The 26,417-nt window shown below is 24.9% G+C and carries 27 protein-coding genes; 4 read left to right on the top strand and 23 right to left on the bottom strand.

Annotation, left to right across the window (positions count from 1 at the left end):
- Positions 1-60: 60 nt before the first annotated feature.
- Positions 61-1,746: an ABC transporter substrate-binding protein gene (locus tag IGS63_RS09155; RefSeq protein ID WP_190614347.1), complete on the bottom strand. Its 1,686-nt coding sequence runs from the start codon at positions 1,744-1,746 to the stop codon at positions 61-63.
- A gap of 521 nt (positions 1,747-2,267) precedes the next feature.
- Here IGS63_RS09155 and IGS63_RS09150 point away from each other — a divergent pair.
- On the top strand, positions 2,268-3,812 hold the full coding sequence (locus IGS63_RS09150; RefSeq protein WP_190614346.1) for an alpha/beta hydrolase family protein: 1,545 nt from the start codon (positions 2,268-2,270) through the stop codon (positions 3,810-3,812).
- 130 nt (positions 3,813-3,942) lie between these two features.
- The gene (locus tag IGS63_RS09145; RefSeq protein ID WP_190614344.1) at positions 3,943-5,574 is read left to right on the top strand and encodes a GGDEF domain-containing protein; all 1,632 of its coding nucleotides are present in this window, start codon (positions 3,943-3,945) and stop codon (positions 5,572-5,574) included.
- A gap of 28 nt (positions 5,575-5,602) precedes the next feature.
- Here IGS63_RS09145 and IGS63_RS09140 read toward each other — a convergent pair whose 3' ends face one another.
- Genes IGS63_RS09140 through IGS63_RS09050 form a run of 19 tightly spaced genes read right to left on the bottom strand, consistent with a single transcriptional unit; the run spans position 5,603 to position 20,962 of the window.
- The gene (locus IGS63_RS09140; protein ID WP_190614342.1) at positions 5,603-5,950 is read right to left on the bottom strand and encodes a (Fe-S)-binding protein; all 348 of its coding nucleotides are present in this window, start codon (positions 5,948-5,950) and stop codon (positions 5,603-5,605) included.
- A gap of 18 nt (positions 5,951-5,968) precedes the next feature.
- Complete coding sequence (gene rsxA, locus IGS63_RS09135; protein WP_190614340.1) at positions 5,969-6,547, bottom strand: electron transport complex subunit RsxA; 579 nt, start codon at positions 6,545-6,547, stop codon at positions 5,969-5,971.
- On the bottom strand, positions 6,544-7,155 hold the full coding sequence (gene rsxE / locus IGS63_RS09130) for an electron transport complex subunit RsxE (protein ID WP_190614338.1): 612 nt from the start codon (positions 7,153-7,155) through the stop codon (positions 6,544-6,546). The genes rsxA and rsxE overlap by 4 nt, the downstream gene beginning before the upstream one ends.
- Before the next feature lies 1 nt (position 7,156).
- Entirely contained in the window at positions 7,157-7,849 is a 693-nt protein-coding gene (locus IGS63_RS09125; RefSeq protein WP_190614336.1) for an RnfABCDGE type electron transport complex subunit G, read from the bottom strand.
- A 1-nt stretch (position 7,850) separates the two neighbouring features.
- Entirely contained in the window at positions 7,851-8,831 is a 981-nt protein-coding gene (locus tag IGS63_RS09120; protein ID WP_190614335.1) for an RnfABCDGE type electron transport complex subunit D, read from the bottom strand.
- 1 nt (position 8,832) lies between these two features.
- A complete protein-coding gene (gene rsxC / locus IGS63_RS09115; protein ID WP_190614333.1) occupies positions 8,833-10,158 on the bottom strand; it encodes an electron transport complex subunit RsxC in 1,326 nt (441 codons plus the stop codon).
- A gap of 13 nt (positions 10,159-10,171) precedes the next feature.
- Positions 10,172-11,050: a LipS2 family lipoyl synthase gene (locus IGS63_RS09110; protein ID WP_190614331.1), complete on the bottom strand. Its 879-nt coding sequence runs from the start codon at positions 11,048-11,050 to the stop codon at positions 10,172-10,174.
- 6 nt (positions 11,051-11,056) lie between these two features.
- On the bottom strand, positions 11,057-11,335 hold the full coding sequence (locus IGS63_RS09105) for a hypothetical protein (protein ID WP_190614329.1): 279 nt from the start codon (positions 11,333-11,335) through the stop codon (positions 11,057-11,059).
- Complete coding sequence (locus IGS63_RS09100) at positions 11,335-12,300, bottom strand: DUF4899 domain-containing protein (protein ID WP_190614327.1); 966 nt, start codon at positions 12,298-12,300, stop codon at positions 11,335-11,337. Before IGS63_RS09100 ends, IGS63_RS09105 begins: the two co-directional genes overlap by 1 nt.
- A 13-nt stretch (positions 12,301-12,313) precedes the next feature.
- Complete coding sequence (locus IGS63_RS09095; protein WP_190614325.1) at positions 12,314-13,576, bottom strand: glucose-1-phosphate adenylyltransferase; 1,263 nt, start codon at positions 13,574-13,576, stop codon at positions 12,314-12,316.
- A gap of 15 nt (positions 13,577-13,591) precedes the next feature.
- Positions 13,592-14,704 (bottom strand): glucose-1-phosphate adenylyltransferase subunit GlgD, encoded by a 1,113-nt coding sequence (gene glgD, locus IGS63_RS09090; protein ID WP_190614323.1) that lies wholly within the window; start codon positions 14,702-14,704, stop codon positions 13,592-13,594.
- 12 nt (positions 14,705-14,716) lie between these two features.
- Positions 14,717-15,874 (bottom strand): class I SAM-dependent rRNA methyltransferase, encoded by a 1,158-nt coding sequence (locus IGS63_RS09085; RefSeq protein ID WP_190614321.1) that lies wholly within the window; start codon positions 15,872-15,874, stop codon positions 14,717-14,719.
- 12 nt (positions 15,875-15,886) lie between these two features.
- A complete protein-coding gene (gene ndk, locus IGS63_RS09080; protein ID WP_190614319.1) occupies positions 15,887-16,327 on the bottom strand; it encodes a nucleoside-diphosphate kinase in 441 nt (146 codons plus the stop codon).
- 1 nt (position 16,328) lies between these two features.
- Positions 16,329-16,949 carry an ABC transporter ATP-binding protein gene (locus tag IGS63_RS09075; protein WP_190614317.1) on the bottom strand — a complete coding sequence of 207 codons (621 nt, stop codon included), beginning with the start codon at positions 16,947-16,949 and terminating at the stop codon, positions 16,329-16,331.
- Complete coding sequence (locus IGS63_RS09070; RefSeq protein ID WP_190614315.1) at positions 16,939-18,027, bottom strand: ABC transporter permease; 1,089 nt, start codon at positions 18,025-18,027, stop codon at positions 16,939-16,941. Before IGS63_RS09070 ends, IGS63_RS09075 begins: the two co-directional genes overlap by 11 nt.
- Positions 18,020-19,171 carry an LCP family protein gene (locus IGS63_RS09065; RefSeq protein WP_190614313.1) on the bottom strand — a complete coding sequence of 384 codons (1,152 nt, stop codon included), beginning with the start codon at positions 19,169-19,171 and terminating at the stop codon, positions 18,020-18,022. Before IGS63_RS09065 ends, IGS63_RS09070 begins: the two co-directional genes overlap by 8 nt.
- A gap of 5 nt (positions 19,172-19,176) precedes the next feature.
- Positions 19,177-19,875, bottom strand: coding sequence for a hypothetical protein (locus IGS63_RS09060; RefSeq protein ID WP_190614311.1), 699 nt, complete (start codon positions 19,873-19,875; stop codon positions 19,177-19,179).
- A 3-nt stretch (positions 19,876-19,878) separates the two neighbouring features.
- Positions 19,879-20,454 (bottom strand): bis(5'-nucleosyl)-tetraphosphatase (symmetrical) YqeK, encoded by a 576-nt coding sequence (gene yqeK, locus IGS63_RS09055; protein ID WP_190614309.1) that lies wholly within the window; start codon positions 20,452-20,454, stop codon positions 19,879-19,881.
- Positions 20,441-20,962, bottom strand: a complete 522-nt coding sequence (locus IGS63_RS09050; RefSeq protein ID WP_190614307.1) for a cob(I)yrinic acid a,c-diamide adenosyltransferase — start codon at positions 20,960-20,962, stop codon at positions 20,441-20,443. The genes yqeK and IGS63_RS09050 overlap by 14 nt, the downstream gene beginning before the upstream one ends.
- Before the next feature lie 111 nt (positions 20,963-21,073).
- Between IGS63_RS09050 and IGS63_RS09045 the strand changes: the two genes are divergently transcribed.
- Complete coding sequence (locus IGS63_RS09045; RefSeq protein ID WP_190614306.1) at positions 21,074-21,697, top strand: hypothetical protein; 624 nt, start codon at positions 21,074-21,076, stop codon at positions 21,695-21,697.
- Positions 21,698-21,721: 24 nt separating this feature from the next.
- Positions 21,722-22,069 (top strand): hypothetical protein, encoded by a 348-nt coding sequence (locus IGS63_RS09040; protein WP_190614304.1) that lies wholly within the window; start codon positions 21,722-21,724, stop codon positions 22,067-22,069.
- A gap of 155 nt (positions 22,070-22,224) precedes the next feature.
- Here the strand turns inward: IGS63_RS09040 and IGS63_RS09035 are convergent, their stop codons facing one another.
- From IGS63_RS09035 to lon, 3 genes are read right to left on the bottom strand one after another with little or no spacing between them, the layout of a single operon-like run.
- Positions 22,225-23,421: a BaiN/RdsA family NAD(P)/FAD-dependent oxidoreductase gene (locus IGS63_RS09035; RefSeq protein ID WP_232521368.1), complete on the bottom strand. Its 1,197-nt coding sequence runs from the start codon at positions 23,419-23,421 to the stop codon at positions 22,225-22,227.
- Between the two features lie 37 nt (positions 23,422-23,458).
- Positions 23,459-24,043 (bottom strand): ribosome biogenesis GTP-binding protein YihA/YsxC, encoded by a 585-nt coding sequence (yihA, locus tag IGS63_RS09030; protein WP_190614300.1) that lies wholly within the window; start codon positions 24,041-24,043, stop codon positions 23,459-23,461.
- Positions 24,024-26,408, bottom strand: a complete 2,385-nt coding sequence (gene lon / locus IGS63_RS09025; RefSeq protein WP_190614298.1) for an endopeptidase La — start codon at positions 26,406-26,408, stop codon at positions 24,024-24,026. Before lon ends, yihA begins: the two co-directional genes overlap by 20 nt.
- Positions 26,409-26,417: the final 9 nt, after the last annotated feature.

The raw sequence follows: 26,417 nt of genomic DNA, 5'->3' as shown, positions 1-26,417 counted from the left end.
ACTTTTTCCCCCATAATACACGCAGGCCAAAAAGGCCTGCATATTTTTAATTTTTATATTTTATTCTTCATGGTTCGAAGGCTTTAAGTTTAATAACATATCAATTCCACCTCTTGACCAATAACCACTCCAAGAACATGGATAACCAACAGGATTTTTTTCAGTTGGCCAATTTGTCCAATAATCACTGCTTGCTTGATACCATAAACCATTAAACCATAGAGGAATTACTGGCATATTTTTTAACATTTCTTCTTCAATTAAAGAAGCAATTTCATAGCTTTCTGTAGATCCTAATTTTTTCGTATTAAAATCTTTAATCATTTTAAATAATTTTGGATTATTGTATCTTCCAAAATTTCCATCTTCAACAACATCTTGATTTATTCTATAATTCATAACAGAATTCCAATAAGTCCAAGGAGTTGAACTTGCTTCATTTCCATAATTGTTTATTGCCATATCAAAATCGCCTTTTGTTAAATCATCCCAATAAACACCTTCATCTGGAAATTTTGCGTCTGCTTTTATTCCTATATCTTGAAGATTTTTAGAAATTATTTTTATAGCTTCCATCCAATCTGTCCATCCACTTGGAACTATTATTTCGAATGAAACTTTTTTTCCATCTTTATCTTCTAAAAATCCATCATGATTTATATCTTTAAAGCCTAATTTTTTTAATAAAGATTTAGCTTTTTCTTTATTAAAATCAAAACCATACTTTTTATTTACTTCTTTGTTATAATATTTCATCCACGAATCAATAGGTAAAAGACCTGAAGGATTAGCTTTTTGTGATTGATATTCAAAAACATTTTTTATAATCATATCTCTATTTATTGCATAAGCTATTGCTTTTCTAAAATCAGTATTATTTAAATATTTTTTATGTGTATTTAAATATAAAGTGGCAGAATCTCCAGGTAACATATAGGGTTTACCTTCATACCAAGTTGTTAAATTATAAAATGATTTAACCTTTGGAATACCTGGTAAAAAGAAATTAGATAAATCTAATTCTCCTTTCATTAACATACCAAGAGCTACATTATTTGAATAAATTAATGGTATTACAATTCTTTTTGGAGCAGGCAACTTTCCAAAAACATCTTTTCCCCACCAATTATCATTTCTAATCCAAACCATTTTATCATTTGTTGCAACTTCATATTTATAACTTCCAGTTCCAATTGGGTTTTTATTATCAGTATTAATAACTTCTTCAGCTGTTTTTTTGGACCAAATATGTTCTGGAATTATACCTTGATCATAAAGCATTGTATTCCATTCACTATATCTTGGTTCACTAAAAATAAATTTTAAAGTATAATTATCTATAACTTTTATTTCTTTTAACCACTTCCAAACATAAGAAATAGGAGCTTCTTCATTTTTTCTTCCAACATCAAATGTAAAATAAACATCTTTTGAAGTAAAATCAACTCCATCTGTCCATTTTATACCTTTTCTTAACTTTAATAAATATTCATTATCACTTATCCATTTTCCATCTTCGGCTAAAAATGGTTTCATAGAATTATTAAGAGTATCATATTCAAATAGTGTTTCGTAAACAAGCCCTACTGTTCCAGAAACAGCATCCCATGGAACAAATGGATTCCAATTAGAAGGAACATCCCACAGAGCTCCCCCAGCAACAAATGTTGTTTTCCTATCAAATTCTTGTGACAATAAAACAGAAGATAATAAAACTATTATTACAATAGTTAGTATCTTTTTCAACTTTCTCCCCCCTTTTTTTGAATTCTATTATAGGATATCTTGAAACATGTTTCCGAAACAAAATGGGTTAGTTTCAAAAAAATGTTTCATATGTATTTATATTCAAATATAATAAAAATACTTTATATTTCTAAAAAAATTATTTATTTTATTTATAATTAGAAAATAAACATTGAAGTTTAAAAATGTTTTAATTGTTAAAGTTATAAAGAATTTTTAAATTTAATGAATTTATATTATTTAGTGGTAAACATGTAGAATTTTTACAAAAATAAAAAGTATATTATTGAACAATATAATCATATTTGGACTTTCACAATAAAACTCTAATATTCAAAAAGAACAAGTAGATTAAATTATTCAAACAATAGAAAATGTTAATTTTAATGATAAAAATATAATTGATATAAACTCCAAAAATGGAGATGTTGTGAAAATATATGTTAAATATTTATTACGAATTTTACTGTATTACATATATAGTACAGCATTATGGTATAATGCTAATTGGAGGTGATATTATGAAAAAAATTTTAGTTATAATTTTTTTAATTTTTAGTTTTATGGCATTTTCGGAAAGTTTTGAATATAGTATAACTTCAAATGAAAGTAGAATAGGAACATCTACTGTGAATTTTGATGAATTTAAATTTAATGAAAATACACTAACGGAGCTTCAAATTGGTAAAACTTTTGTTAAATATGAATCATATACACAATATAACGAATCATGGTACTTTAAAAATTATAAACTTGATATATTTGTTAATGGATATAAGCAAGGAACATTAATTTCAAAGTATGATAATGGTATGATTATTAGTACTTTTAATGGATCAAAATTGAAAAACATAAAAATAAAAGATCCCATAATATTAGATAATAACATTATTGGACATTTTTTTATATTTAATAAAATGAATAATTTGAAAAATAAAAATATTAAGTTGTTTATTCCATCTTTATTGTTATCTCCAAGAACAGAAAAGTATGTAATCATTGATTCTGATTTTACAGAAAGTGATAGTTTTTATAAATTAAAAACTTTAAATTCAGTTTTAGAAATAAAATTTAATGATAAAACTTTAGAATCTGTATTTGATACAATAAAAAAAGTAAAAATTTTTTTAAATGGAAAAGATATGAAAAAGAATGTTTTAGAAAAAGAAATTACATTTAAAAGTAATAACTTTACTCTATATGGAAGTTTAATGTATCCTCAGAAATTAAAACAAAAAAATCCAGCAGTAATATTAATTCATGGATCTGGTCCAAATGATAGAGATGAAACTTTAGTGATTAATAAAAAAATTTATAAACCTTTTTTGGAAATTTCAAAAGAGTTATCTAAAAATGGATTTATTGTTTTAAGATATGATAAAAGAAGTTATACTATTTTACAAAAAAAATTAAAAAATTTTGATAACTTATCAGTAAAAGATTTTGTTGATGATGCAAGAGCAGGGATTGATTTTTTGAATACTTTAGATGAAGTAGATAAAAATAATATTTTTATTTTAGGTCATAGTCAAGGTGCATCATTTTTGCCATTGATTATAAAAAATAAAAATATTAAAGGAGCAATAGCTATTTCACCAGGGCTTTTAAATATTTTTGATCAAATGGAGTATCAATTAAAGTATCAATTAGATTATATAAAAGCTTTAAAAAATGATGAAAAATACAAACAAACAATAGATTTAATAGAAAAATATCTTGAAGAAATAGAAGACGCAAACAAAAAATTTAAAGATGATTCTTTAAAAAATGATGATGTTATTTTAGGTCAAAAGGCTAAAGTTTTTATAGATTGGGTAAAGTTTCAACCAGATCCATACAAAGATATTTTTTCTATAAATATTCCACTTTTGATTTTAAATGGAACTCAAGATTTAAAAACACCAAAAGAACTTCTTGAAAGTAAAGAGTCTTCATTAAAGGAAAATAAAAATATAACCATTGAATATTTAGAAAATACTACACACGAAATGTTAAATAATATAACCATGAATTTCAATGATGAAATAATAAAAAATATATTAAATTGGGTAAATAATTTAAATTAAAAAAAAAATGTTATTTTTATACTTTAAATGTAAAAATAAAATCAATTAATGTTAAATTTAATTGATTTTGTTTGTTTTATGTTATAATTTTAATAGTTGAAAAATTTGATTTAAAAATAAGGGGGATATAATGAAATATTTAAGTAAAAAAACTTTTTTGCTTATTTTTTCTATTTTATTATTATTTTTATTTAAACCTGATTTTAAAAATATAAAGTTATTTCAAACTATTATAGTTTTAGTAATTACATATTTTACAGATAATATAATAATAAAATATAAAAAAATAAGATTAATAACTAATGCAATAGGTTTTTTAATAGCTTTTTATTTTGGAAAAGAATATATAATAATAGCATCATTAGTAATTATATTTAGAATTAAGAAAAAGTCATATGAAAATAATTTAAAAAAATTTTTAGTTTATTTTATAATGTATTATTTAAGTGCAAATTTAGCATTGATGATTACCAAAAATATTTATTTAGAATTATTTTTATTTTTAAGTTTTTCGATTTTAATAAATCAAATCTTCTTTGATTTAAAGAAGTTTGATAAAAAAATATTTATTACAGAATATGTTTATTTTTTAAGTTTATTACCTGCAATGTATATTCAGATTTCAAATAATGATTTAATTTTAAAATCTTTTATAATATTTCAAAATATAATTTATTTATCCTTTTATTACTTTATAATAAGATTGAAAAATAAAAAAATAATTGAAAATTATAGAAATAAAAAAATAAAAAAGTTTAATAAAGTTTTGCTAGAATACTCTAAACTTTTAAATACATCTACAAAAAGTATTGAGCATATTATTTGTGAAACATTAAAAATAGTAAATGATGTTTTTGGTTATAAATATATTTTATTTTCTAAATTAAATTATGAAACGGGTTTAATTGAAAGAATTTCAAATTATGGAATTTCTAATGAAATGTATGAAAATATAAAAAATAAAGAAGTTACTTTGCAAGAATTAAAAAAAATTTTAAAAAAAGAGAATAAATATGAAAATTCATATTTTATTCCAAAATTAAATAATGATTCAGAGTTTAAAGGATTTGATCTTGAAAAAGAATCAATTGAAGATATAGATAGTGAATTAGAAATAAAATGGAATAATAAAGATTTATTATTAATTACAGTAAATGATGATATTGGAAGATTGTGGGGATATATGTCTTGTGATGCTCCAATAGATGGTATGAGACCAACTAAAGAAGACTTAGAAATGTTATCGGTTTTAGGAGGTATTCTATCTATAATAATATCTAATAGAAAAAAATATAATTATGTTAAAAAATTGAGTGAAAGAGATGCTCTAACAGGAGCATATAACTTTTTAAAGATAGTTGATGATATGAATAAAAGTAATAAAAAAGACATTTTTTCTATTGCTTTTTTTGATATGGATAATTTTAAAAAAATAAATGATAGTTATGGACATTTGTATGGAGATCAAATTTTAAAAAGTATAGTAAAAATCATAAAAAATCATATTAGAAGTACGGATAGTGTATACAGATATGGTGGTGATGAATTTGTTGTTATATTTAATAATTTAACAAAGTATAAAGCAACAAATATAGTCAAAAGAATACAAGAAAATTTGTCAAAATTGCACGAAGGAGCAACATTTAGTGTTGGAATAGCAGATTCATCCGAAGCAAAAATGAAAGATCTAATAGAATTAGCAGATAAAAGAGCATATTTTGCAAAGAAAAAAGGAAAAAATAGAATAATTTATAAAAGATAAGCTGCCATTGAGACAGCTTATCTTTTATTTATAATGCCTTTTTTATTGCATCAATATCATTATTATTTTCTTCAAATAATTTTTCTAACTCTTCATCAGACATAGCATTTATTTTTTTTAGTTTTTCTGGAACACCAGTTCTTTTTCCAGGCAAACATCCATCAGCTGTTGCTGTTCCTTTTACAAAACCGCTTGCAAATCCAGAACATCCAGGAAATCCACATGCTCCACAGTTTGCACCAGGTAAAACAGCTTCTGCCAATATCTTTCTAACATCTTCTTTAACTTCAAACTTTTTAGCAGCAAATGCTAAAAATGCTCCTGAAGCAAATCCAAGTATTCCCAATAGTAATACTGCATTTATTATTGTTGACATTATTAATAGACCTCCTTATTAGAGTCTTACTAATCCAGAAAATCCCATAAATGATAATGAGAGTAATCCGGCAGTAATTAATGCAATTGCAGTTCCTTGAAATGGTTTTGGAATACTGCTTAAATCAAGTCTTTCACGTATAGCAGCAAAAATCATTAATGCCATACCAAATCCAAGTGCAGATGCAAATGAATTGACTGTAGTTTCAATTATATTGTAATTTGTTTGAATGTTTATTAGAGCAACACCCAAAACAGCACAGTTTGTTGTTATCAATGGAAGGTATATTCCAAGTGCTTCGTATAAAGAAGGACTTGTTTTTTTAATAAAGAATTCAACAAACTGAACGAGTACAGCAATAACAAGTATAAATACGATAACTCTTAAAAATTCTAATCCAGTGGCTACGAGCAATAAGTTTAAAATCCAGCTTATTATTCCAGCCATAGTCATAACGAATACAACAGCCATAGACATTCCAGCAGCTGAATCTAATTTTTTAGATACACCAATGAAAGGACATATTCCTAAAAATCTTGATAAAACAAAGTTATTAACGAGTGTAGCAGATAAGAATATTAAAAATAATTTTGTCATTTCTTAGCACCCGCCTTTTTGCTTTTTTTAATTCCTATATAGTTAAAGGTTGCAAGTATTAATCCAAGTGCAATAAATGCTCCAGGTGGAAGAATGAAAACATACATTTTCAAACCGCTTCCCCAAATATTGATATTGAAAATAGTACCATTACCTAAAAGTTCTCTAACAGATCCAAGTATAACTAAGGCTGCGGTAAATCCAAGTCCCATTCCTATTGCATCGTAGATAGAATCAAGAACACCATTTTTAGAAGCAAAAGCTTCGGCTCTTCCAAGAATTATACAGTTAACAACAATTAAAGGTATAAATAATCCCAATGTTTTCCACAAATCATATGTATAACCATGCATTAATAAGTCTATCATTGAAACAAAAGAAGCAATTACAACTATATATACAGGTATTCTAATCTTATCCGGAACTAATTTTTTTATTAAAGATATTACAATATTAGACATAACAAGAACAGCAGCTGCAGCCAATCCCATTCCAAGTCCATTTTTTGCATTTGTTGTTGTTGCAAGAGTTGGACACATTCCTAAAACTTGTACGAAGATAGGATTATTTTTTGCAAGCCCACTGGTTAAGTTTTTTATGTCTGCCATTTTACATCACCCCTTTTTCTGTAAGGTATTTTACGGCAGCGTTTATAGAACTAACAACTCCTCTTGGAGTTATTGTTGCACCAGTCATTATATCACTTGTTATTACAATACCTTGAGCTGAAAATTTTTCTTTTTCGTTTGCATTTATTTTTACTCCAGAATCTTTATCAACTTTTAAACCAGATTTTAAACCAGAATAAGGTATTGAATAAAATCTTTCTTTAACAGAGTCTTCAGCAATATTTGCACCAAGTCCAGGTGTTTCTTGAGAGTAATTTATAACTTCAATTTTATTTAAAGATGTTTTTCCATTTTCTTTTACAAAAGAAACAACAGAAGTTACATCTCCGCCAAATCCTACACCTGATATAGTTAATACATAGATTTCTTTATTTCCTGATATGAATTTAAATGCAGGTGAATATATTTTATTGCTTTTTTCATCTTTGTACAATAAATCTGAATTTTTTTGCCAAATAAATTTATTTAATTCTTCTTCATTTTGTGGTATTTTTTCTACTAATAATTTTTGTGTATTAGCATCAGTAAGTACTGTTTTTATAGCTTTTAATTTTGCATTGAATTCTGCATTATTTATTGCAGGTGTTACTGCATTATAGACAAAAGCAACTAAAAATCCTGCTATTACCATATATATCATTAAAACAAGTCCTGTTTTTATATAATCTTTCATATTACTTAGCCCCCTTTTTAGAGGTTCCAAAAACTCTTGGTTTCATCCATAAATCAATTAAAGGTACTAGTGCATTCATTATTACAATTGAAAAAGATACACCTTCAGGATAAGCTCCAAAGTATCTTATTGTTAATGCTATAACTCCAATTCCTATACCAAAAACTATTTGTCCTTTTATAGTCATTGGTGAAGTTACCATATCAGTAGCCATGAATAAAGCACCAATTATCATTCCACCAGCTAGTAAATGAAATAAAGGAGTTCCAAATCTTGTTGGGTTTACAAAATAAAAAATGCTACTTATTATTAAAACTGTTGAAAAAATTGAAATAGGTATCATTAATTTAATTCTTTTTTTGTAAACTAAATAAGCAAATCCTATTAATAATGCAAGTGCACTAACTTCACCTATTGAACCTGGTATCTTACCTAAAAACATGTCCATATAAGAAAAATTTGAAAGTGATTTATTTGCACCATATTCTTTTAACAATGCAAGTGGAGTTGCCGTTGTTATTGTATCAACAGAAGCACTCATATTTGCAAAAGGTTTATACCATGTAGTCATTACAGTTGGAAAAGATATTAACATAAAAACTCTTCCTATTTCAGCTGGATTGAAAATATTTTGTCCCAATCCACCAAAAGCGTGTTTTGCAACAATTATTGCAAAAGCAATACCAATTAACATATGCCACCAATGAACAGCCATTGACATATTCATCCCAAATAATAATCCAGTTACAGAAGCAGAAAAATCTGGTTTATAATTTTTTTGTTTTTTAAGTACTCTTACTATAAAAAAATCTAAAACTTCTGCAGAAATCATAGAAAACATCATTATATACAATGCTCTTAATCCAAAAACCCAAGTAGACACTGCAATAGCTGGAGTTAATGATATTAAAACATCAATCATAACTTGTCTTGTAGTGTCTTTTGTTCTTAAATGTGGAGCAGAAAGATTTTTAAATTTCATCTCAACCCCTCCTCTGTTTCATAGCTCTTACAACTTTTTTAGCTGTTTTAAAAGATTTAGTTAAGTCAATACCTGATGGACAAGTATATGAACAAGCTCCACATTCTATACAATCCATTAAATTATTATTTGTTAAATCATCATATTTTCTTGTATCGGCAAGTTTCTTCATTAGATAAGGTTGTAATCCAATTGGACAAACGCTAACACAAGAAGAACATCTTATACAAGGCATTGTTTCCTTATTTGGTGCAACATCTTTTGTCATAACAGTTATAGCATTATTACCTTTAAATGTAGGTAATTCTGTATCTGGAAGTGAAATTCCCATCATTGGTCCACCATAAAGAACTCTATCTATTTTATCTTCTTCAATTATTCCAACATAATCTAAAAGTTCAGAAACCTTAGTTCCTACTCTAAACCAAAAATTACCTGGTTTTTTAACTCCTTCACCAGTTAATGAAATTCCACTTTCTACTAAAGCTTTTCCATTGTAAATGGCATCGTATATTGCATATGCTGTTGAAACATTAAATACTACAGCACCAATATCTATAGGAAGACCACCTGAAGGAACTTCTTTACCAGTAACAGCATTTATTAATTGTTTTTCAGCACCTTGAGGATATTTTGTTTTTAAAGGAACAATTTCAATAGATGAATTTTTAACAGCTTCTTTCATATGAGAAATAGCCTTTGATTTATTATCCTCAATTCCTACATAAGCTTTTTCAACGCCTATAGTATGCATTATAATTTCAATACCCTTTAATACTTCTGATGTTTTTTCTAACATCATTCTATAATCTATGGTTATGTATGGTTCGCATTCAGCAGCATTAATAATAAGACTTTCTGCTTTTTTACCCTTTGGTATTGAAAGTTTAACATGTGAAGGAAACATTGCTCCACCAAGACCAACTATACCTGCTTCTTTAACTCTTGCTACAATTTCTTCAGGTTTTAGTTTTGTATGATCATCAGTTTTTTCAAGAAGTTCCCATTGATCTTCTCCTTCTCTTTCAATAACAATAACATCACTTTTTAAACCAGATGCAGCATTTACAAGTTTTGTAAATTCAACAACTGTACCAGTTACAGGAGAATGTAAATTTGCTGAAATAAAACCTCCAGCTTCAGCAATTTTTTGCCCTGTTTTAACCTTATCTCCAACTTCAACGATAGGTTTAGCTGGTGCGCCTATACTATGAGCAGTATAAACATATACTTTTTCTGGAAGCGGTAAAATTTTTATTGCTTCATTTTCAGAAAATTTCTTTTTGTGAGGAGGATGAACCCCACCTTTGAATGTAAGCAGTCCCATTTTTTAGACCTCCTTAAATTTTTCTAACTTCTGGAATATTATAAACTTTTTTTGGGGTGTCATTGTAGTATGGCCTTGTACACCAAGGACAACCAGATGTTTTTTTAGCTTCTTCTTTATCAATATATAAGTTTGGCATTGATTTTAAAGAATCATCTGGATTAAAATCGAATTTTGTAATATCAACTTCATAATTGTTAATGATTTCTCTAACATACTGTATAGACCTATATCTTTCTAAAGAAGGTCTAGAAAGATTTTCTAAAGGGGTACCTTGTATAGGTGTAAATGCAAATAAACTTGTAGTAACATTTAGTCTTTTCATTTCCAGCATAAATTTTACTATATCTTTGTCTGTTTCTCCTAACCCTACTATTACATGTGTGGTAATTTTATGTAAAAAAATGTTAGCACAATCTCGCAAAATACTCATTTGCCTTTGATAGTTTCCATTACGTATCTTATTGAATAAATTTTCGTTAACTGCATCTATAGAAATTCCAACTTTATCTACATTATATTTATTGAAAAGCTCCTTTACTTCTTCAATGTTTTTAGGCCTTATTGAAATTGAAATTGGAATTTTTATATCTTTAAAAAATTCAAGTGCTTCTTTTAGCTCAATTTCATAACCTTTTGAAGAAACAACTTGTAAACATATTCTTTTAAAGGAATTATTTTTTAATTTTTCTTTTATTTGAGATAATTCAAATGTAGGCCAAGTAACTCTTGACAAATGATCTTTTGGAGTAGTAGCTTCACGAGCTTGAGAACAAAATGCGCAATTATAAATACATTTTTCACCAATCATTATATAAGCAGTAGGCATTTCAAAGTTTATTTTCCCATTTTTTAATCCTAATTTTACGGCTGTTGCATAAGATAATTTCATACTTTTTTAATCCTCCTTAACATACAATAATTCATAGCCATATTTTTCAAATATATACAGTGTAGCAGATTTTGTCGTTATAGTTCTTTTTATTTTTTCTTGCTTTAAAAAAGAATCCAAAGATAAACCTTGGATTCTTTCTAATTCATTTATATGATTGAGTGATTTTTGATATATAGATTTTTTATATGATAAAAACTTTAAAATTTCATTTGTAAAAAATAAACTTGATAATGAAAGAATAAAAATTATGATTGCAACTATTGAATTAAAAATTACTTTCATTAAAAAGCTCCTAACCATAAGCCTAGAAGAATTATAAAAAGTATACCTATTATTGAAAAACTAAAAATTAAAATTATATCAGCAGAAGACATTTTTGTATTATTAAAAGGTTTTCTTCCAAGTATTTCTTCAGCTATATCACCAATTATTTTTTCATGATCTTCTTCGAGCATTTCTTCTCTTTTTTTACGTGAATATTCTAATTTATAATTATCTATAGATACTTTTAAATTTTTTTGTATTACAGTTTTACCGATTAATCCATCACCTAAATCAACCTTTAAAAACATATAGTCGCTTCCTGGAATTAATTCTTTTGATATTAAAGAACCTTCAATGGAAGTTTTGACTTTTTTAGTATCTTTATTTGAAATTTCTAAAACATAAATTGGATCTCCTACATCTAATTTTATAATGGGATATCCATCAAGAGGATCTATTACTGGAAACACTTCAACAGCATCAACAACATCAGCTCTTTTTAAGTATTCATAAGAACCTTCATCACCATTTCTTATTGCAGAAGATATCCAAGTTAAATCTTCATAATTAAATTTTTCTGCAATTAATTTGATATTTGTATCAGAACCCCAATCTTGTAAAATATCAGAAATTATTGCTTTTAAAACAAATGGATCTCCATCTTGAGTTGCAAGAAAGAGTTTTGTACTTATTATATCTAACCCATATTTTTTTAATGTGGTAAAAAAATATGCTTTAAACTGCCTGTTTAAGGTAGCAGCCTTTTTATCTTTTGATAAGTTGTATGATAATAAATCAATATCAGATTTAAAATTTATATATTCTTTTTTTATATCTGGTAATTTATATTGCGAAAGTTTATTTTTTGTTAATACAGCTACATTAAAAGTAGGTTCTTGCTTTTTCTTTCCAAACAAATAACCTACAAAAGTTTCTGAAGTTAATGTTGATGTAGCCATAAATTTTATAGCATAAAAATCCATTTGTTTTTTCCTCCTAAACTTCTTTCAAAAGACCTTCACCTGAATCTAAAGTAAGTGTCTTAAATTCATCTTTTTTGAAGAAATTATCAATTACACAGTTTTTTCCAATTACAAAGTTATTTGGTATTTCAGTTTCAAATCCAATAACAGAAATATTTGAATTATAGACTTTTGGATTTATCTTAGATTCTTTATATTCTCCAATTCCAATTTTAACATTTTCTCCTATAATACTTTTTTCTCCTATTATAACATTTTCTAATGTTGAATTTTTACAAATTTTAACATTATTCATAATAACTGAATTTTTTATTTTAACATTTTCTTCTATTAAAACTCCTTGAAAGATAACTGAATTTTCAACTTCTCCATATACTTCAGAACCTTCGCAAACTATAGATTTGTTTATTTTAGCTTTATTAGAAATATATGCTGGAGGTAATTCTAAAGATTGAGTGTATATTTTCCAATATTTATCATGTAAATCTAATGCTGGAAGTGGACCAAGTATTTCTTGATTACATTCTAAATAAGAAGTTAAAGTTCCAACATCTCTCCAATATCCTTCATAATTGTAAGCATACATATTTTTGTTTTCATTTAATATTTTAGGTATTATATTCTTTCCAAAATCATTTTCAGAGTTAGGATCTTGAGCATCTTCAATTAATTTTTCTCTTAAAAAATTCCAATTAAAAACATATATACCGAGAGAAGCTAATGTTCCTTTAGGATTTTTTGGTTTTTCTTGAAATTCTGTTATTTTATAAAATGGATCAGTTACCATTATACCAAATCTACTAGCTTCACTTTTTGGCACTTCCATACAAGCAATTGTACAATCTGATGCTCTTTCTATATGATAATCTATTATATCATTATAATCCATTTTATATACGTGATCTCCAGAAAGAATTAAAATAAAATCTGGATTGTATTTATCAATAAATTCAATGTTTTGATAAACAGCATCGGCAGTACCTTTAAACCATGATTTATCACTCCTGCTTAAAAATGGAGAAAGTATGTAAAGACCACCATCCTTTATATCTAAATCCCAAGGCTTACCAATTCCTAAATGTTCAACAAGTTGATGAGGCATGTATTGAGTTACCACTCCTACCATATTTATATTTGAATTTACACAATTACTTAGAGCAAAATCTATTATTCTATATTTTCCTCCAAAAGGTACAGCAGGCTTTGCGAGATTATTTGTTATTACTCCTAAACGAGTCCCTTGTCCACCAGCAAGAATTAAGGCAAGTACTTTCATAAGTCATCCCCCTTTCTATAATACAGAACCTTTTTCAACTACAATTATTTCATTATTATGGGATTCTAACACTCTTCCTTCCCTTATAGTTGTGTTTTTATCCATTATTACTTTTTTTATTATACAACCTTCCTCAATTATACTATCTTGTAAGATAATTGAATTTTCAATAATAGTACCAGCTTTAATTGTAACTCCTCTTGAAATTATTGAATTTTTTATTATACCATTTATTATGCTACCATCAGCAATAAACGAATTAGAAACATTTGCATTTATATTTATTTTTGGAGGAGCATAATCTTTTATTTTAGTATAAATTTTTCTTTGATTAAAAAATAATTCTTTTTTTATTTTAGGATTTAATATATCCATATTTATATTATAATACTCTGTCAAAGATTTTTTTATATTTTTCCAATATCCTTGAAAATCGTATGATAATACTCTAAGTTTTTTTAAATTTTGTAATATTATGGATAATAAATCATATTCTCCATTAGGGACAGAAGAATATAAAAGATCCATAAGAAGTGCTTTATTCATGAAATAAACTCCAAGAAAAATCTTATCAGAAACTTTATTTTCTGATTTTTCTTTAAAATCTATAACTTTATTATCTTTAATTATTGGTTGACCATAATCTTTAAAATCATATTCTCCATCGTTATTTTTAGTCAATAGAGTTATATCGGCACCATTTCTTATATGATGCTTATAGAGTTTTCTATAATCAATATTGTATATGTGATCTCCTGAACCAATTAAAACAAAGTCTTCATCAGCTCTTCTTAATAACGTCATATTTTGATGAATTGCATCAGCAGTACCTCTATAATGCATTATATGTTCTTCTACACTTAAAAAAGGTTGTAGTATAAATAATCCGCCTCTTTTTTTATCTAAATTCCATTCTTTTCCACTTCCAAGATGATCCATTAAACTTCTTGGATTGTATTGAGTTAATACTCCAACTTTATTTATTCCAGAATTTACCATATTACTTAAAGTAAAATCAATTGCTCTATACTTACCAAAGATAGGAACAGCAGCACTAGTTCTTTTTTTTGTTAATTTTTCGAGATTATTATGTTTTGAACCACTCAATATTAAACCGAGTACTTTCATAAATATTCCCCCTTAATATATTTTAAACCATAAACATTTTAGATAATTACTTTCAGGTATCTGTATTATCCAAGGATGATCAAGAGATTGAAAGGTTAAACCTACAACCTGTATATCTTTTCCAAGAGCAAAATAAGCTCTTCTTGTTGATTCAATTAATAAACTTATATCAGCTTGAAATGCACAACTACAAATTCCCAATATTCCCCCAGTTTTTAAATGGTCAATAGATAGTTCTGTTATACTTTTGAATATTTCAACACCTTTTCTTCTTTCTTGTTTTTTCTTAATTAATGAAGGAGGATCTAAAACAATTACATCAAACTTTTCACCAGTATAATTTTTTATATAATTTTCATATCTTGTTTCAATAAAATCTATATTTTTTATGTTATTTAATTCAGCATTTTTTCTTGCCATTTCAATTGATTCTTTATCTTTATCTAAAGCTATTACTTTTTTTGCTCCAGTTAATGCTGCATTAAAAGCAAAACCACCTGTAAATGTATAACCGTCTAAAACTAAACTATCTTTTTTTATTAAAGAACGGAAAAATAGCCTTGAATCTCTTTGATCAAAGAAAAAACCAGTTTTTTGGCCCTTTTTTATATCAACATAATACTTTATTTCGTGTTCTTTTATTATTAATTTTTCTGGAGGTTCTATACCATATAAAACTCCAATATTTCTTTTAATAGGTTCTTTAGTAGAAGTTTCAAAATCACTTCTTTCATATATTCCAGATGGTTTTAAAAGTTCAATAATAGACTCTAATATTTCTTTTTTATAATTTTCCATTCCAACATTTCTAAATTGTATTACGATGAAGTCATTATATTTATCTGCAATTAAACCAGGAAGCCCATCAGCTTCACCATGTATTAATCTATAAGAGTCATTAAAGTCAACTCTCTTTTTAATAGCTTTTTCTATTTTCTTTTTAAATAATTCATAATTTATTTCTTCATCTTTTAATGTAATAACTCTAACGGCAATATTTGTATTTGAATAAAAACCTTTACCAATAAATTCATAATCATTTGAAAATATATTGCAAATTTCTCCTACTTTTTTTTCTCCATCAATAGATTTTATTTCATCTGAAAATATCCATGGATATCCATTTTTTATTTTTTTTTCTTTCCCTGGATTAAGTTTTATTATAAGCATATTTCCTCCAATTTAAAGATCATTTTCATAATCTAATTCATAGTTTAGCAATTCATTTTCATCAAAAAATATTTTTAACTCTCGTTCAGCATTTTTTTCAGAATCGGATGCATGAATAACATTTTTTCTTACAGAAAGTCCATAAGTTCCTCTAATACTTCCAGGCATAGCCTTTAAGGGGTCAGTTTTTCCAACTATATGTCTTGTTATTTCAATAGCTCTTGGACCTTCTATTACTAAAGCAACAACAGGTCCAGAAAGGGAAAACTCTATTAATTTTTCATAAAAATCTTTTCCAACATGTTCTTTATAAAGTTCTTTTGATTGAGATGAAGTCATTTTTAATAATTTCATTCCTATTATTTTTAAACCTTTTTTTTCTAATTTTGAAATTACTTCTCCAACAATACCTCTTCTAACAGCATTAGGTTTAATCATAGCAAATTCTCTCATATTAAGCCTCCTTTATTGACCCATCAAAGATATAGTATATTTTATCAGAATAAGATTTTACTATATCATCATGAGATACTATAAAAATAGTTTTTTTGCCCTTTAACGAAGAAAATATATTCATTATATTTTCTTTATTTTTAGAATCTAAAGCTCCTGTTGGTTCATCACAAAGAATTAATTTTGTATTTCCAACAATGCTCCTTAAAATAGAAGCTCTTTGTAATTGACCAGTCGAAAGTTCATTTGGATATTTATTTAAAAGTTCAGAAATTTGTACATTTTTTGAAAGTTCTAAAATTTCATTTATGTCTTCATAACCACGTATATTCTGAGCTATTTTGCAATTTTCAAATATAGTTAATTCATTTATTAAATTAAAATTTTGAAAAACAAAACCCATATTTTTTTGAATGTTTTCAAAGTTATATATAACTTTACCAGAACTTTGAGTTAATAAATTGCCAATTATATAGAGTAATGTGGATTTTCCGCTTCCAGAAGGACCAAAAAGACTTATTATTTTATTTTTTTCAATTTTTAAATTTATATTATTTAAAACATTATTTTTCCCATCATAAGAATGATATAGATTTTTAATTTCAAAAAGATTATTCTCCATTTTTTAAAGCCTCCAAAGTATCAAATTTTAGTATTTTTCTTGTTGTGAAAAAACTAAAAATATATACAGTAATGAAGGTAACTAAAAGTGAAATAAAGACAATATTTATATTTATGCTAATGGGAAGATAATCAACATAAAAAATTCCTTTTGGTAGAGGTATTTTTAAAAAGCTTATTATTAGTGAAGTTATTAAACCTAAAAATAAACCTGATAAGTATCCATAAGTAGAAATAATTAGTCCCTCTCTAATAAAAATTTTGGAAATTTGATTAGATGTCATTCCAAGTGACTTAAAAATACCAATTTCTCTTTTCCTTGTTATTATTGAAAAAGTTATTGAATTAGATATACTAAACCCAGACATTAAAAAAACAAATAAAGTAATTAAAAAAGCAAATAAACTATCAACTTCAACAGTTTTAGTTAAGGATGAATTTGACTCTTTCCAAGTTAATGAAGAATAATTTTTTAAATATTTTTCTTTTAAATTAAATGCTTTTTTTGGATCTTTTAAAATTATACCTGTAAATTTTTTTTTAGAAGTATCTTTTAAAAAAGCAATTTTAGAATCAAATTGATAAACACCAGATTTAAAAATACCAGAAACTGTATAATTTTTTGAAATTGGTAAAAAACCATGTAATTCAAATAAATTTAAGGTATTTCCAACTTTTAAATATAATTTTTTTGCAAGTTCATTACCAATAACTACACCATTTTTAGAATTTCCAGATATTATAAGTGAATCATAAAATTCTGTATTGTCTAATTCTAATAATTGTATAAAATCATACTTGCCATTTTTAGAAATCATAGAATTATTCAAATTAAATTCAAAATGGTACAATTCATTTGGTAATTTTTCTTTATACTTTCCATTAATAGTTAAATGAGGATAAAAATTTGTAATAGATTTTATTAAAACTGTATCAAATCCATTTATAACAGAAGTTATTACAATTAATCCCCAAACTCCAATTAAAATTGAAAAGAAAGAAAAATTAAAATTCTTTTTTGCTTTTTTTAAAAAACCTTTAACTACAGTATTAATTGCTTTGTTAATATAATTATTCACCCAATATCACCACTGCATCGTAATTTATTGTATCAATATGATTTTTTACTAAAAAATTTATAGTTTCAAAGTACTTTTTTTTATCATTTAATATAATAAAATCCTTATTAAAAGAATTTTTTAGATCATTTAATATTTCATCTTTTACTTTGATATTTTTTATAAAAACATAATTTTTTGTATTATTAAAAAAATCAACTTTATTATCAATTGTTTTTATTTTATAACCAGATTTATTGAATTTTGAAAAAACAAATGAATAAAAACTATAATTATAATTTGTATAGCTTTTAGTAAATATAATCCATTTTTGTAGTTTGTTTTCTTGTTTTTTAAAGTTTTTTAAGTAGTATTGAGTTTTTAACAATTGAGAATTATCTACTACAGCATAGTTATCTTTTAATTTATAAGGAAATTCGATAAATTCAATATTGGCTGATTTTGATGAAGAATAAAGTTTTAAAATATCAGGAAAAGAAAAAGTATTTATTGTATTTTTTAATACAGTATTTAAAGTTTTTAATAAGGTTTGGAAACCTTGTTTTTTAATAGAATTCATCAATGCATATAAAGCTTTTTTTTGTCTTTGAATTCTTCCAATATCTCCAAAATCATCATGTCTAAATCTTACATAATATAATAATTTTGTTCCATCTAAATCATTTTTCCCTTTTTTTAATTCAATATGTAAGTTTTGATGGAAATCATCATAAATCATATCTTTTTCAACATAAATTGAAACTGGAGATAAAATATCTCCAATATCCTTAAATATAGAATAATTAAAAATTATATAATTATCTATTTTTAAATTTGTTAAATTTGATACAGTTTTTAACAGTTCTTCTTTCCCATATAACTCATAAATAGAGTTTATTCTTCTATCTTTTCCTTTTATGTTTAATAATAAATCTCTTGGAATAGGCATTAACAAAATTTTATCTTTTTTTACTGAAGCTAATATAATAGTATCTGTTCTTGAGATATTTTCTGTATTATTAGAATCCATTCCCATTATTAAAAAATAGAATGGGAATGATAATTTAGACTTTATATTTATTACGTTAATTAAAGAAAAGAATATAGAAAATAAAAGAAAAAATAATAAAATACATATCAAAATAGGTCTTATTTTTTTCTGCAAATATATCACTCCAAAATTTCTTTTAATCTTTTAAAGTTTTCTTCATTTAAATAATTTCTATAATAAATTTTATCATCTATAGTAATCTTTATTGGTTTGTCAAATAGTGGTTTTAAAGTTAATTTATCAAAATTATTTATAGAATACTTTGAAAAAGACTTTAGTAAAACATATACTGCAGGAGAAGTTAAGTTAGTTGATCTATCATATTTTTTTATTAAATTATAATAAGAATCAACAGTTAAAAAATCAAAAATACTTGAATTTCTATACATTAATCCTTCAAAAAAACCATTTATTCCAGATTTATTTGATCCAATCTTATTAATAAAAGATTTTATTAAATCATCATTTAAGTTAATATAATAATTTAAATCAGATTGAAGATTAAAACCTCTTAAAAAATTGTTAGTAGTATCTTGAAGGTTATTCTTACTTAAAGTTAAAAATGAGTCAGGGAATGTTATATTATCAATTGTTTTTACCATAAAAATTTTTTTAGAATCATTCAAAACTCTAATGAAATATAAGTTATCTTTGTATGAAAAAGTATAAGTTAATTTAGAATATTTTGTTTCTGAAGCATTTTCAGCCATATAATACTTTACTCCAAAAAAGCCTATTACTAAAATGAGTATAATGATTAAAAACAAAGGCCATTTTTTAGAAGATTTCCTTCTATTTGATAAATATATTTTTGACATTAGTTACACCTCCATAATGTATTTATTCCATGTATTAACAGTTTCTTCTAAAATAATTAATCTTTTTGAAATAGCATAAGTTATTTTGTTTTTTATTACAAACTTATAAGCTTCTTCAATAGAATTCAAAGATAAATTTCTTAATTTATTTACTTCTGGATAGCTTCTTGTTTCTTCTGCAGAATCAGAAATAACTAAAACCTTACCCAAATCGTTTAATTGAGGACTTCCAGAAGTATGATAATATATAGCATTAAAAATATCATTTGAAATATTATATCTTTTTTTCATATATAAAGCAGAATTTTTTCCATGTAAAAGTATAGGATGTTTTTTTTCTTCATTAGAAATTTTTATATTATATTTTTTTGCAATTTTCAACTGTAAATCAAAAGAAAAATCTCTAAAAAGATCATGTGCAAGTGATGCAATTGAAATTTTTAAAGGATTTAAATTAAATATCTTTGCTAATTTAAGTGCATATGAATTAACTGCATAAATATGATTTAATCTTTGTTCTTTTACTAATAAAGGCAAAATTTTATTTAAATTTTCTATTATATTTTCATAAGTATTCAATTTTATCCTCTAAATATTCTTCAAATCTTGCCATCATAAATAATAAATCAGATAATCTATTAATATATTTTTGTAAGTTATTATTTATTTTTTCAACATTTGATAATTTAATAATTAATCTTTCAGATCTTCGAGCTATTGTACGGCAAACATCTAATTTTGATGAAGATAGTGTTTTACCAGGAATTATAAATCCTTTTAAACTGATTGTATCTTCAAATTTTTTTACTAAACTAGTCAAATATTCAACATCATTTTCTTCAATAGGTTTAGTGAAAATTTTACTCTTTGATGCGATTTCGCCACCTACTCTAAATAATGTTTTTTGTATATTTGATAAGATTCTTTTATTTTCAAATGATTTTAAATAATGAAATGCTTCTCCTAAAAAAGAATTTAATTCATCAATTGTTCCATAAGTATCGACTCTTAAATCATCTTTTGAAATTCTTTCTCCACTCCATAAATTTGTATAGCCATTATCACCAGTTTTAGTAGATATAGACAACTTGTTTCACCTCCAAGAATATTATACCATAAATTTGATATGGAATTAGAAATAATATTTATTTTTATTTAAAAGTATGATAAAATAATATTATGAAAAGGAGTGATAAAAATGAAAAAAATATTAATTTTCTTTTTGTTTATTTTAATTATAGGAGTGAACTTTTCTTCTGATGGTGGAGAAGTAAAAAAAGAAAATGGGGTTTGGAATTTTGTAACTGTAGATAAAAAATCTAAAAATTTATATAGAGAAATTCCTTTTGGTTCAAACAAAGAATATGTAAAAAAACATTTAAACGAAGACTTTAATTATGAAGATGAATCAACATTAGGGTATGAAAGTAAAATTTTAAATATTCCATCTGAAGCTTATTTTAAATTTAATAAAGATAAATTTTGGAGAGTTGAATTTAATAGTAAAGCAATTCATTATACTGCAAAGTATTGGTTTAAAGATTATAAAACAGTAAAAAATGTTATTACTCAAAAATATGGTGCTCCTTCAAAAGATATGGAAATGTATGAAAATGTTTTTTATAGAAATAATCCTGATTATTCATTAGAAAATGGTTTTTTAACTCTTTATACAATTTGGAACTTAGAAAATATAAGAATAGTTATTACTATGGGAACATATAATGAAAAAATACATATGAATATATATTATGATTCAAAAGAGTTTTTAGATAAAAATTTGAAAAATATGTATGTATATGATTTTATAGACATTAATTAATTTTTATAAATCTGAGGTGATTTTATGAAAAAAACTATTATTTTAACTACTATTATTTTAATATCATTTTTATTATTTTTAGATTTTTATACAAAATTAATAGAACAAAAATATGAATCTAAAGAAATAGCTTTACAAATGTCTAAAGATTATCTTGAAAATAATATAAATTCTTTAATAACAAAGTTAGAGTTGTATAAATTTTATAAAAATAAAGATGCAAATAAAGTAGCCATTATGAATGGAATAAATAAAAAAAATATAAAATACACTATTATATTTAAAGTTAATCTTTTTGATAAAAATGATAAAACTGAGAAAATATATATTTTTTTAGATAAATATTATAATCTTTTAAAGATAAAATATTAAATCATTAAGTATTTATATGGCTATTATATTTTAACCTTTACATAAAAAAATAAAAGTATATTTTTTGAGAATATACTTTTATTTTTTTATTATAATAAATATTTTACTATAACATGCTTAAACTTTTTCGTAATAGATATAACTGTTGCATAAAACTATTTTCTGCTAAAATTTTCAGATATTATTTTCCCACAACTCATTGCAAATTGTATGTTGTATCCACCGGTATCTCCGTCTATATCTAAAACTTCTCCTGCAAAGAAGAGACCTTTTACAAGTTTTGATTCTAAAGTTTTATGATTTACTTCTTTTGTACAAATTCCACCTGAAGTTACCATTGCTTGGTTGAAGTCAAACAATTTTTCCACAATCATTTCATTATTCATCAAAAAATTAGATATTTTATTTTTTGAATCTTTACTGATATTTTGAGCTAAGGAATTTTTTATTTTTAAAAGTTCAAACATTTTTTTTATGAATCTTTCAGGTAAATTAAACTCTTTTAAAATAGAAAAAATCTTTTTAGAAGAATTTTGTATAATTTTTTTATTTAATTCTTCTAAAAATTCTTCAGAGTTTTTAAAGTTTAAAAAAGATATTGTTATAGTATCACCGTCATTTACATATCTTGAGAAATCTAAAATCAAAGGTCCAGATATTCCAACATGAGTTAAAAGTAAATCTCCATATTTTTTTATTTTCTTTTTATTTTTTTTAATACTTATAGCTCCATTGAAAGAAAGTCCAGGTAAGTCTGAAAAATAATAATCTTTAATTTTAAATGGAGCTAAAGCTGGTTTTGGGGTTATTATTTTATGTCCAAAAGAAGCAGCTATCTTATAACCATCACCAGTAGTTCCTAACATGGGATAAGATTTTCCACCAGTTGCTATTATGATGTTTTTAGCTTTATATGTTTTGTTTTTTGATTTTAAAATGAAAGTATCTTCTTTTTTTGTTATTTTTTCTATAAATTCATTATATTTAATTTTAATGTTGTTACCAAGTTCATTTAATAAAATATTTAATATATCTTGTGACTTTAAAGATTTTGGAAAGTATTTTCCATTTTTATTTAAAATAAATTTTAAACCTTTATTATTAAAATAAGATATTAGTTCTTCATTTGTAAATCTATAAAGTACCTTTTTTGCATAATTTTTATTATTATAGTGCGTTATAAAGTCTTCCATACTTCCATCATGAGTAATATTACATTGCCCAGATCCAGAAATTAATAGTTTTTTTGCTGGAGTTGAATTTTTTTCTAAGATTAAAATTTTTTTATTTTTTATATTAGCAGCAGTAAAAAGTCCAGCTGGTCCTGTACCTAAAATTATAATATCATACATTTTATTCACCTTTATAAAACTCCGGCAAAAGCCGGAGTTAATTTCCAATTATCATAGATATGTATTTATTTAATTCATTTATACCTTCACCTTTTTCAGATGAAGTTTGAAAGTATGTATAGTTTCCATAATAAGATAACTCTGATTTTATTGTATTAAACATTTTCATTCTTTCATTTTTCTTTAATTTATCCATTTTTGTCAATACTATAGTAAAAGGAACTCTCAAATCTTTTAACCATGATACCATCATATGATCCATTTTTTGAGGTGGATGTCTATGGTCAATTAAAACAAATACCATTTGTAATTCTTCACGACCAGTAAAGTATCCTTCCATCAAATTTTCCCATTTTTCTTTTTCTGTTTTTGAAACAGAAGCAAAACCATAACCTGGTAAATCAACGTAATAATACTTTTTATTTATTAAATAATAATTTATTGATCTTGTTTTTCCTGGTTTTGAACTAACTCTTGCTTCTTTTTTAGTCATTAATCTATTTAAAAGACTTGATTTTCCAACATTAGATCTTCCAGCAAATGCAATTTCACCATTCATGGGTTCTGGTAAATGATCTATATTATGAACCATTTTTACTAGTTCAGCACTCTTTACTAACACATTCTAAACCTCCAATTAAAGCTATATTAAGCACATCATCTATTGTTTTTGCAAAATTAATTTTCATTTTTTTCATAACTTCTTCTGGGATTTTTTCTACATCTTTTTTATTTGCCTCAGGTAAAATTACTTCATATATTCCAGCTCTATAAGCAGATATTACTTTTTCTTTTACTCCTCCAATAGGTAAAACTTTTCCTCTTAGAGTTATTTCACCAGTCATTGCAATATCATTTCTAACCTTTTTTTTAGATATTGATGAAATTAAGGCTGTTGTTATAGTTACACCAGCAGAAGGTCCATCTTTTGGGACAGCTCCTTCTGGAAAATGAATGTGAAAATCTTTTTTATCAAATTTTTCTAATAATTTTTCATCTATTTCTTCTATTATTTTTCTTGAAAGATTCAAAGCAATTTGAGTTGATTCTTTCATAACATCTCCAAGTTGTCCAGTTGAAATTAATTTTCCTTTTCCAGGTATAGTTATAACTTCAACTTCAAGTGTTGTTCCACCATAAGCAGTCCATGCAAGACCTGTAACAACTCCTACTTCTGGTTTTTCATTTTTTTCAGAACTAAAGAATGGTTTTGGACCTAAAAATTCTGAAAGGTTTTTATTAGTTATTTTAACTTTTTCATTTGTAGAAGTATATTTTAAAGCTGATTTTCTCAAAAGTTTTGAAATTTGTTGTTTTAATATTCTTACTCCAGCTTCACGAGTATAATCGGATATTATGTTTTTTAAAGCATTTGAAGTAATAGAAATTTTTTCATCATCTAAACCATGTTCTTTCAATAACTGAGGAAGAATATGTTTTTTTGCAATTTTTAATTTTTCAATATTAGTATATCCAGAAATATATATGATTTCCATTCTATCTCTTAAAGCTGGTGGAACTGTGTGAATTACATTTGCTGTTGTTACAAATATTGTATCAGATAAATCAATAGGTAATTCAAAGTAATGATCTACAAATGCTGTGTTTTGTTCTGGATCTAAAACTTCTAACAATGCTGCTGCTGGATCACCTTGAAATGAAGTATTCATTTTATCTATTTCATCTAATACGATTACAGGATTTATAACTTTAACTTTTCTCAATGTTTGTACTATTCTACCAGGCATTGCTCCAACATATGTTCTTCTGTGTCCTCTTATTTCTGATTCATCACGAATACCACCTAAAGAAATTCTTCCAAACTTTCGTCCAAGAGCTTGAGCAATAGATTTACCAAGAGTTGTTTTACCAACACCAGGTGCACCAACAAAACACAAGATTGGTGTTTTAGTATTTTTTGATAACTTTCTTACGGCTAAATATTCAAGTATTCTTTCTTTTGGTTCTTCTAAACCTGAATGATTTGATTCTAATACTTTTTTTGCTTGATTTATTTTTAATGTATCTTCTGTTTTTTCATACCAAGGAAATTCAAGAATCCAATCTAAGTATGTTCTTATGACATTAGCTTCAGGCGAATATGTAGACATCTTACTTAGTCTTTCTAATTCTTTTAAAGCTTTTTCTTTGGCTTCATCTGGTAATTTTTTTTCATTTATTTTATTTTTTAATTCAACTATTTCTTCATCTGCTTCTCCATTTAATTGCTTTTGTATAACGCTTAACTTTTCTTTTAAATAATATTCTTTTTGAGTTTTTTCAATATTTTCTCTAACTTCTTTTTCGAGTTTTTCTTCTATTTCTAAAAGCTCGATTTCTCTTGTTAAAATTTCAAGTTCTTGTTCAAGTCTTTTTTTTGTATTTAATGTTTCCAATATTTCTTGTTTTTCATTTAATTCTATTGGCAAAACGGATGCTACGAGATCACTTAAAATTTCAGGATCATTTGTTTCTTCTATTGTAAATAATGCTTCTTGCGGAAACTTTTTAGTCAATTCAAGATATTTTTGAAATAAATGTTTAACTTTTCTTGCTAAAGCAGTAACTAATTTATTTTCTTTTATTTTTGAATCCATGAGTTCAAGATCAAACATAAAGTATTTTTCTTTTGAAATGGTCTTTTTTATCTTTGCCCTTTTTATACCCTCTACAATTATTTTATAATCTCCACTTGGAGTTTTTGAAAGTTGAACAATTCTTGCAACAACACCAACTCTAAAAAGATCTTTTACATTTGGTTCTTCAACTTCAATATCTTTTTGAGAGATTAAAAATATATAATTATTGTGTTTTGAAAGTGCTAATTCCAAAGCTTTTAAAGATTTTTCTCTTCCAATATACATTGGAGATACAGAGTTTGGATATGTTATCATTCTTGTTCTCGTTGCAATTGCAGGTAATTTATTTGGTATAGTATCTTTATTAACTTTTTCTATAAAATCTTCAATTGTTTTTTTTTCTGACATATTTACCTC

This window comes from Tepiditoga spiralis (assembly GCF_014701195.1).
In the GTDB taxonomy this organism is placed as follows: Bacteria; Thermotogota; Thermotogae; order Petrotogales; family Petrotogaceae; genus Tepiditoga; species Tepiditoga spiralis.
This window is presented reverse-complemented; position numbering and strand designations above follow the sequence as displayed.